Here is a 9135-nt window from a genome sequence, read left to right as displayed (position 1 = left end):
GGGGTATCCGTCCTTTTCGTGCTAAATCTGGCGGTTTGTCTCGTTTTTTCGTTTAAAAACAAACGCTTGCAAATCATCGATTTCGCGAGGCGACCATCCTTTTGATGCAAAATCTGGCGGTTTCAACTGCCCGAGCCTGATCGGCGAGCGCTTGATTGAGGCGGCCAGCAACTCCTCACAATCCGCCTGCTATTCACGTGCACGCTTGGCCGCGGTGGCTGCTTCGGTGACGAGACGCGCGTTGTCCCGGTTCAGCTTCAAGATCTCGTTCGGCCGAACATGGCTTCGTATCGATGTCCATCGCTACTCCTTTGCAGATCCACTTTACGATCCAGCCATGCGCCGCCATGGCGCAGCATCCGGAAGCATCTCTCGATAGCGATCGATCGGAAAGCTCAGCGTTCCACGGAAATTCACATGGGTAAAGTGCGCGGGCCCCATCCGCCGCAACCAGTCGTCGTCCACCCCTTGACCCTTGCTTCGCCAACGATCAAGGGTCGCCTGGATGCGCTGTGTATTCCACGCAATGACCAGGTTCGTCAGCAGCGTCAAGGAGCCAGAAATCGCGATCATTTCGTCGCGGCGCCGTCCGCGCTCCGGCGCGATCTTGCCGGTATAGATCGCGCGCTGCAACTGATGGACCGATTCACCGCGGTTGAGCAGCGTATGCATTTCTCGCCGGAACTCAATGTTGCTGAAGTAGTCGCACAGGAAAAGCGTGCGCAGTAACCTGCCGAGGTGGTCTGCAGCCCGGTACACCGGGTCGCCCTGCGCGGCGCTGCCGAACCGCTGCAACGCGACCATTGCGCTCACGCGTCCCGCATGAATTGATGCAACGAGGCGCAGCAGTTCCTTCCAGCCTTCACGAATCGCCTTGATCGAGATCTCGTAGGCGACGACCGCTGCCAGCCCGTCGGGCGCAGCCACGGCTCTCGGCAGATGCAGTTTGCGTTCCGAGAGGTTGCGCAGACGCGGGCAGAGATCAAAACCGAGCAGCTTCGACACCGCCATCCCTACGTTCGTGTATCCATGCGTGTCTACTGAGAGACGCAGCAGTCCATCGTCGTCACGGTTCTCGTTGTGACGGATTACGCCCTCGATCGCCACGCCAGCCTGGCGTTCATTCAGCACGATGGGCTGGTTATAGACAATGCCGTGCTGATCCAGCACATGCGTGTACATGCCCACCGCATGGGTGCGACGTCGCGGATCGACCCGCGCATAAAACAGGTGCGGTGACGTATCCAGACTCATGGAGTCGCTCGATGCGTGCCGTCCGTTACCCCAGAGTTCCGTAACCGGATGCGTGCGCTGGAATTCAACCACGCGGTCATTTGCACGCGGCAGCCGACCGGGCATTTCAAGGAAGCGCATTGCCGTTGAAATGTTCGCGGGGTCCAGTTGCGGGATCATGGCCGCGACGCTCCTCGCGTCCAGTTCCGTGCCGTGGGCGATCAACGCGGCGTACAGCGAGACGAGTTCGATCGTATCGCGCGCCTTGCGTGACCGGAGCACTTCACTGAAGCCAGTGTGGGCGTCCATCTCCATAATCATGTCGGCGAACTGCGCATTGCCGATCTCCCTGAATATCAGGTCCCGCGTGTGTTTCGGTATGCCATCGGTCGGCAACGCTTCGATCGACGACAGGTGCACCGCGCCGTCGGTGCCGATCGTCACGCGGCCTGCCTCGCGCGCTTCCTCCAGCGCGGCCAGGCCGGCCTTGAGATGTTCCGTCAACCTTTCCAGGAATGGCTCCGCGGTTGCAGGCAATCCGAGCGATGCCAGGTAGCGGTCGCGTTCGCTTTCCCATTGCGCGGGTGGAATCAGCAACTGGTCACGCTCCCGGAACGACAGGCTGTGGTCAATCCAGACCGAGCCACGGCGAAGCCCCTTGCGCAGACCGGTGATTGCCGAGGCTTCCAGTGCCCGCAACGCGCGCGCCCGATCGTCACCTTGGACGAGATCGCGCCAGGCCGCGCTGACCGGCACGTCGCAGTCGACCGGCAATTCGGTCGCGCCACTGTCATGCAGTGTCCCGACAAGTTCGAACTGCCGCAGGCTTGGTTCCGCGTCGCGTCCCACGAAGCCGAGCTCACGTAACGGCCCCAGCAGATTGCGGATGCGGTGGTGATCGTCGGTGAGCGTTTCACGTACGCTGGCTGCGTGACTTATCGGTGGCCTGTCTACGAGGTCCTCAAGCAGCTTTCCAATATCGTCGAGACGTTCTTGCGCGGTGCGCTCGCTATCGTGAACCAGCTCCTTTATCGCGACCAGTTGCTGCCGGTATTCGATAGCAGAGCGTGCCTGTCGAACCGTCGTTCGATCGTAAGCCTGCCGGACGAGGTCGGAGACGCGGCGCCCTGTTTGGTAGAGTAGCGCGTCAGTCATCTCGAGCAGCGTGACACGCAGGAAGAAGATCAGCTCGATGGTACGGGTCGATGCCTTGAGTTCGCGGACCTTCGCAGGACGGCGAGCCTGGACGCGCTGCGCGTATGCACGCTGTTTTTCGATTGGCACGCCGTCGAGTACCCACGTATGCGCCCCGAGTTCCTTGAGGAACCGAACCTTTGCGAGAGTTTCGGTGAGCGTCGTGGGGCTGTGTCGCGCCGGTGGCGTCTTGAGCCATTCGAGAGCTCTCATGCCGGAGGTCCCGTGCTGGGCGGAGAGGACAGCATCGGCGTGCATCAACTGCGTTTCCGTGACCGTTGCCTCGATAAGGGCGAGCAGACCACGTTCAACGTCCGACCAGATCGAACGGCCGAGATCGCGCAGCTTCCGTTCGGCGGGTATCAGAATGCGACGCTCATACAGCCAGCAAAGGGCGTGCTGGAGCAGTTCGTCAAGCGTGAGCGATTCGGTGGCGTCCTGTCGCATCCACGTTTCCAGTTCCGCCCAGTGCGTCGGTCCGATCGACGTGATGCCGAGATATTCGCAGGTCCAGAGCTGATGCTCGTACAGTGTCTTATAGCGCTGATAGAGCGTGCGGAGGGAGGCGATCGTCGGGGTGGGCAGGTTGAGCCGCTCGCCGACATAGCGCAACAACTGGCGCGGCAGTGTGCCGACATGATCGAGAGTGTGGCCACCGGCACGCAGAAAGACCAACTGGATCGCGACGCCGGCACGGTGATCGCGCCGGAAACGCTCGTTGACTGCGGCGACGTCACTGTCAGTCAACGCGAAGTAGCGCTCCACGTCGAATTCCGAAAGTCGGGCGGGCAGGCGATCCTGTCCCACATAGCGAAATTCCAGGCCTGGCATCTCCGCCTCCCGACAAGGTCGCGCGATCCGTGATCGTGGGCAGGTATGTTATCGCAGATACTTTTGCGACCTCCCGACAAGAGCCCGAGCCGATGGCAGCCTTATAAATAAAGGCTCTGCCGAGAAACCGCCAGATTTAGCACGAAAAGGACGGATACCCCAAAACCGGCGCGCACGTCAACGACCGCATGCGATGTAGCCGTTTCGCCAAACGGAAACACGCTCCACCGCAACTGCACGGCAAATTAACTGACGCAGCCCTATAGGCGTTTGGAGCAGTTTACTTTATTTCGTTTGTTTCGTTTATTGCGTATGTACGTCACTCGGCGTATCATCAAAGCTCAAGTAAGGAGCCTTCCATGATCACCGCCACCCCCGATCGCATTGAACTGACCGACGACCAGGCTGCGCTGCTTGCGAGCGCCAGCCGGCTGATGGGAGAAGCACTGGATCGTGTCCGTGCCGCGCGGGTGGCTCTGGTAGAGGAGGGAGAGCATGGTGACATTGCGCGTATCGACGTGCCGCCGGCGACGCTGCGGATCCTGTCGAGAGTACTTGCGATGATGGCCAGCCAGCAGACCTTCCTGCTTTACCCGGCCGACACCGAACTCACCACGGGGCAGGCCGCCGATATGCTTGGTGTGTCGCGCCCGTATCTGATTGCCCGACTCGAGGCGGGCGATTTGCCATTCCGCAAGGTTGGGCGGCATCGCCGTGTCCGTATGGATGACGTTCTCGCGTACAAGGCGACCATGCAGGTGGAGCGTAAGGCGGCATTGGATGAGATGGTGGCGCAAAGCGAAGCGATAGGTGGTTACGACCTGTGAGGCTGGCCTTTGACCGATTTACCGTTGTCCTGGACGCATGCGTGCTGTTTCCCATGTTCACGCGCGACGTATTGCTGACGTTCGCCGACCACGGCTTCTACAACCCCAGGTGGTCCGATCGTATCCATGCGGAATGGATGGCTAACCTGATCTCGCGACTTGACGAACGTGGTACGACAGGCGACGCGGCCGCAAGAATCGACAGCGTACGCCGCGCAATGGATCGGGCATTCCCGGACGCGCTTGTCCAGAATGTGCCACCAGATTCACAGGCCGTGCTGCCGGTTGACCCGAAGGACCGGCATGTCGCGATGACGGCCATCGCTACGCGTGCCGATGCAATCGTGACATTCAACCTGAAGGATTTTGCCGCTGACCATCTGGGTAACGAACTCGCGATTGAGGTCATTCATCCGGATTCGTTTGTGCGCGACTTGATCGACCTGAACGAAAAGCGTGCGGTCGGTGCGTTCCGCGAACTGCGTGCGCGCAAACGCAATCCACCTTGGGAAAGTGACGAACTGATTGAGCGCGCACGACGCGCAGGTCTGCTGCAGGTGGCAGCCTGGCTGGAAGTCGAGGACGTCCGACGGCTGTTGTGACGTCACTGACCGGCGTGTGTCCGCCGAACTGTGAACGCGCCGGCAACTTGCCGGCACTCGGGATGCAGGACGTTCATCCAGGGACACATAAAGAAAACGCCCGCGTTATTCACACAGGCGTTTCCGTGGCCCCGCTACCGCGCCCCAATGAACGATTTCTCGTGAGGAGCGTGCGAGGTGGCCAGGATGCCCCGTCTGCACGGCGCACGGTCATCTCAAGGTTATCCGTGATGATGGGCGCTGCCGCAGGCCTCCATGACGACACGACTCGCAGGCCGGTTGGCGAAGAACGGCACAAGCTGGGCGCGTTTGAGTACCTTGCTGTGAATCGTGCCAGCATCTGGCTCGACATAGTGAATCTGGAAAACGCGCTTGACCAGGTCGATGGCAATGGTTTTCGCGACGCCCGGTTCACTGAGGCAGGCGGTTGCGCGTCGGTCGTGCCGGGCGTCGCGCCCCTGTGTTTCGAGAGTGCACGGCGCTGCGAATCATCCGCTTAGATCGGCGCAAGAGCATCAAGCAATGCCTTGGCCTCTCGCAAGTCGGCCGTGTCGAAACCCTCCGTAAACCAGCCGTAGACCTCGGACAGCGCTTGCCGGGCCTCTGCAATTTTGCCCTTGCGCTGCCACAGTCGGGCCAGACTTGATGCCGCGCGCAATTCCAGCGATCTCGCGCCCTGATGGCGCGCCACCGCGATCGCCTTGCGAAAACAGGTTTCCGCTTCGTCGCTGCACGCGGGCAGGCGATCATCATTGTTCAATGCACCGAGCAGTATGCTGCCCTGGAGCCGATACAACTCCGCCTCGTAGTAGCGCTCCCCGGTTTTGTCCACGAACGCCATCGCCTCTTCGAGCATGCCGTGAGCAGTTTCGCCGTTGCCCGCGCACCGATAGCCGTCGGCCAGGAGGGCCAGAAAGTACGACCGCTGGTCCTCGCCACCGGCAGCCCTGGCGGCGGCCAGGCCTTCGCGCATCTGGGCGATTCCCTCCAAGGGGCTTTCGCGCCCGGTCAGGGCCCAGCCCCGAAAATAGGTTCCCCACCCGAGCCACAATGGCAGCCCCTCCTCGGACGCGAGCGTGATGAGCGCTTCGGCGTGCTCGAGGACCCGCGATGACTCCCGCCGGAGCTGATGCAACTCGGCCGCGAAAGCCAGTGCGTTCGCCAGGGTTGGACCAAAGGCAAGCTTTTGTGCGAGGGCAAGTGCCTCGAGGTTTCGCTTGTACGCCTGATCGGGGTAACCCTGAAGCCACAAGGTCAGAACCAGGATGTTCAACGCCCAGATGCCGGGATCCAGCGCATGAGCAATGGCATGCGCCTGATGCTGCTCAGGGTCGTAGAGGGCAAGCGCCTGTTCCGCGTGCGTGCGGGCGGCGTCAAGCTCCCCCTGGAGGAGCAGGCACATACCGAGTGCGTCGTGTGCGTAACCGAGCAAGGCCGGATCCTGGGCGCGCCGCGCCATGTGGAGCATCCGTTCGGCCAGTTCGCGCGCAGTCGCATATTCGGCGCGCGACACATAGTGGATCCTCAGTCCAAGTTGCACCGCAAAAAGCTGTGACGTCTCGCCGATCTGCTCGCACAATGCCAGCGCGCGGGTATAGGTTGCAGCCACCTCCGGCGCGCCATAGCCTCTCAGGTCCATCAAGGCCGGACCCAGGGAAAGCAGCAGCGTCAGTTCCCATTGCACGCGTGCCGGTGTATCGGGCAGACGCTTGAGCAATTCGAGCGCGACGCCGAGGTGGTGCATCGCGTCCAGGTGGGCCGCATGTCGAAGTGCCTGTTGCGCGGCACGATGCAGGTACTCCACGGCCTTCGGGATATTCCCGCTCAGGCCGTAGTGATGCGCCAGTTCGCTGCAGTAATCCGCGATGCGGGTCGGGAACAGCGCCTCGATCGCCTGCGCGGTGCGCTCATGCAGAGCGCTACGGCGCTCCGTGAGCAGCGAATGGCCGGCGACTTCCTGGGTCAGCGCGTGCTTGAACGAATACTCGACCTCCGGAAACGCGGGCCGTTCGAAAATGAACTCCGCGGCTTCAAGGTGGGCAAGAAGCTGGCGCAGATCGTCATCCGTGTGCGCAACGGGGGCAGCGCAGATGCGCTGGATCAGGCTGAACGGGAATTCCTTGCCGATGACGGCGAGCGTCTGCAGCAACTCCTTCTCCGCGACAGGGAGCCGGTCGATACGGGCGGCGAGCACGCCCTGAACGGTAGTGGGAATATGCAGCGACGCCGGGGTCTGCTCGATCCGGTAACGGCCAGGATCGCCAAGCAGCGATTTTTCCTCGGCCAGCGTCTGGACCACTTCCTCCATGAAGAACGGGTTGCCCTCCGTCTTTTCCAGGATGAGCTGCCTGAGGGGCACGAGAGAGAGGTCGTCCCCGAGCAGCGCCGCGAGCAGTCCCTGGGCTTCGGCCGGGCCCAGCGGTTCGAGCCGCAGTTGGGTGCAATGGTCCGCGTGCTGCCAGCCGGGCTGATACTCGGGCCGGTAGTTCAGGAGTAGCAGGATCCTGGTGCCTGGCACGTGATCGATCAGGTATGCGAGGAAGGCTTCCGTCTCGCGGTCCAGCCATTGCAGGTCCTCGAAGAGCAATTCGATGGGCTGATCGCGGCTCTCGCGCGTCAGCAGTTGCGTGATCGCGTCGAAGGTGCGGTCCCGCCGGATCCGGGAATCCATCTCTGCCAGCGCCGAACCGGCTTCGCCAACACCCAGCAGATGGAGCAGGTAAGGCACGAGATCCCCGAAGCTGCGCTCGAGCGTCAGCACCTTGCCCATGACCCTTTCCCGGCAACGTCGCTCGTCGTCCTGGGCGGTGATCTGGCAATAATTCTTCAACAGCTCGATGAGCGGCAAATTGGCAAAAGCCTTGCCGTGCGACACCGAAAACGTCTCCAGCACCAGACAGCCGCGCCGGGAGCGCTCCTTGAATTCATGGAACAGCCGCGATTTCCCGACTCCGGCCTCGCCGACCACTGCAACCACCTGCCCTTGTCCTGTCCTGACCTCATCCAGCGCCCGGTTCAGGTGCTCCAGTTCGGCCTCGCGGCCTACGAACCTGGCGAGACCACGGTGCGCCGCCAGTTGCAGGCGCGTGCGCAGCGCGCCGAGACCCAGCACCTCGTACACCGGGAGCGGTTCGGGAATGCCTTTGACCTGGGTGGCCCCCAGGGCCCTGAACTCGAAATAACCTTCAGCCAGCTTGTGGGTCGCCTCGCTCACGAGGATTGACGAGGGCGTGGCGATCCCTTCCATCCTGGACGCAATGTGAATCGTGTGTCCGACCGGATCGTAATCGGTGTGCAAGTCGTCCGTGCGGATCGAGCGCACCACGACCTCCCCGGTGTGGACGCCAACGCGGATCTGCAGCGGAATGGCTTTCTCCAGGCGAATGCGATCGCCGTGGCGGCGCATCGCCTGCTGCATGCGCAGCGCCGCGAAGAGCGCACGCTGCGGATGATCTTCGTGCGCGATGGGCGCGCCGAACAGGGCGAGGATGCCGTCGCCCAGCAATTTGGCCACGTAGCCCTCGTAGTAGTGCACGGCCTCCATCATCAGCGCGATGACAGGCTCGATCAGTCGATGGGCCTCTTCAGGGTCCAGGTCGTGGATCAACGCGGTGGAACCAGCCATGTCGGCGAATAGCGCCGTAACGGTCTTGCGTTCACCGGCGGTCTCGCCTCTGGCTTCCATGGCCGCCTGCTCGGCGATGATACGCTGGGCAAGATGGTGTGGCGTGTAATGAACCGGCGCTGGGGATGGCCCTGGAACAGGCTGCGGACGCGGAGATGACGCGGCAGGCGCCTCGGTCAGGGGTGCGCCGCACTCATTGCAGAATCTGGCGGAAGGCGTCGCCTCGTGCCCGCAGCGAGGGCACGCGCGCAACAGAATGGCCCCGCACGCTTCGCAGAATTTGGCTCCGGTGAGGTTCTCGAATCCGCAGTTTGCGCAGTGCATAACACCATGTCCCTTGCCAAGGGCCAGCATCTAAACATTATGCGCCGTATCCGCTTGCGGCAAGAGAAGGCCGGATGGGAAGCGTAAGCGAGTCGAGGTCGTCGATTGCGCATAGTGCCTCGGCGATACTCGGGCGCGGCTTTCCGGGGGGCAGCGTTGGCTCGGGCTGAATGTATGCCGCAGGCCCACTGGGCGCCTCGACGACACGCCATGGGGGGAGGGCTCGCCCAATTTGCAGATCTGAGCAACGCGCGGTCGCGCAAGCGTGGCATCGAGCGCTCACAGCTGGTCGATACTCCTGGACGTCGAGTTCAGAAAGGTGATGACGCGCGCGACCCCTTCTGGCGCGCATGACCTAATTTGAAATGATTAGATATCCATATCACAGCAAGCATAGATAAGCGTTCAAGATTGCCCACGGTGTTGTTTCGCCATGACACCGCTGCGCCAACGCATGCTGGACGACATGCGTAACCGGAATCTAGTATCCCGAGTTAAA

General features: G+C 61.9%; 4 protein-coding genes and 1 pseudogene. 2 read left to right on the top strand and 3 right to left on the bottom strand.

Going from position 1 to position 9135, the window contains the following annotated elements:
* Nucleotides 1–324: 324 nt before the first annotated feature.
* On the bottom strand, nt 325–3258 hold the full coding sequence (locus tag BN2476_RS36480; protein WP_087739054.1) for a Tn3 family transposase: 2934 nt from the start codon (nt 3256–3258) through the stop codon (nt 325–327).
* A gap of 359 nt (nt 3259–3617) precedes the next feature.
* Between BN2476_RS36480 and BN2476_RS36475 the strand changes: the two genes are divergently transcribed.
* Together BN2476_RS36475 and BN2476_RS36470 are read left to right on the top strand one after the other, a co-directional pair.
* Nucleotides 3618–4085: a helix-turn-helix domain-containing protein gene (locus BN2476_RS36475; protein ID WP_087739053.1), complete on the top strand. Its 468-nt coding sequence runs from the start codon at nt 3618–3620 to the stop codon at nt 4083–4085.
* Nucleotides 4082–4687, top strand: coding sequence for a PIN domain-containing protein (locus BN2476_RS36470; protein WP_087739051.1), 606 nt, complete (start codon nt 4082–4084; stop codon nt 4685–4687). The genes BN2476_RS36475 and BN2476_RS36470 overlap by 4 nt, the downstream gene beginning before the upstream one ends.
* A 230-nt stretch (nt 4688–4917) precedes the next feature.
* Here the strand turns inward: BN2476_RS36470 and BN2476_RS49995 are convergent.
* Both BN2476_RS49995 and BN2476_RS36460 read right to left on the bottom strand, forming a co-directional pair.
* Nucleotides 4918–5079 (bottom strand): annotated as a pseudogene (locus tag BN2476_RS49995) (IS110 family transposase); the annotation flags it as partial.
* A 104-nt stretch (nt 5080–5183) separates the two neighbouring features.
* Complete coding sequence (locus BN2476_RS36460) at nt 5184–8636, bottom strand: adenylate/guanylate cyclase domain-containing protein (protein WP_087739055.1); 3453 nt, start codon at nt 8634–8636, stop codon at nt 5184–5186.
* Nucleotides 8637–9135 lie beyond the last annotated feature (499 nt).

Source organism: Paraburkholderia piptadeniae (genome assembly GCF_900007165.1).
GTDB lineage: Bacteria > Pseudomonadota > Gammaproteobacteria > Burkholderiales > Burkholderiaceae > Paraburkholderia > Paraburkholderia piptadeniae.
This window is presented reverse-complemented; position numbering and strand designations above follow the sequence as displayed.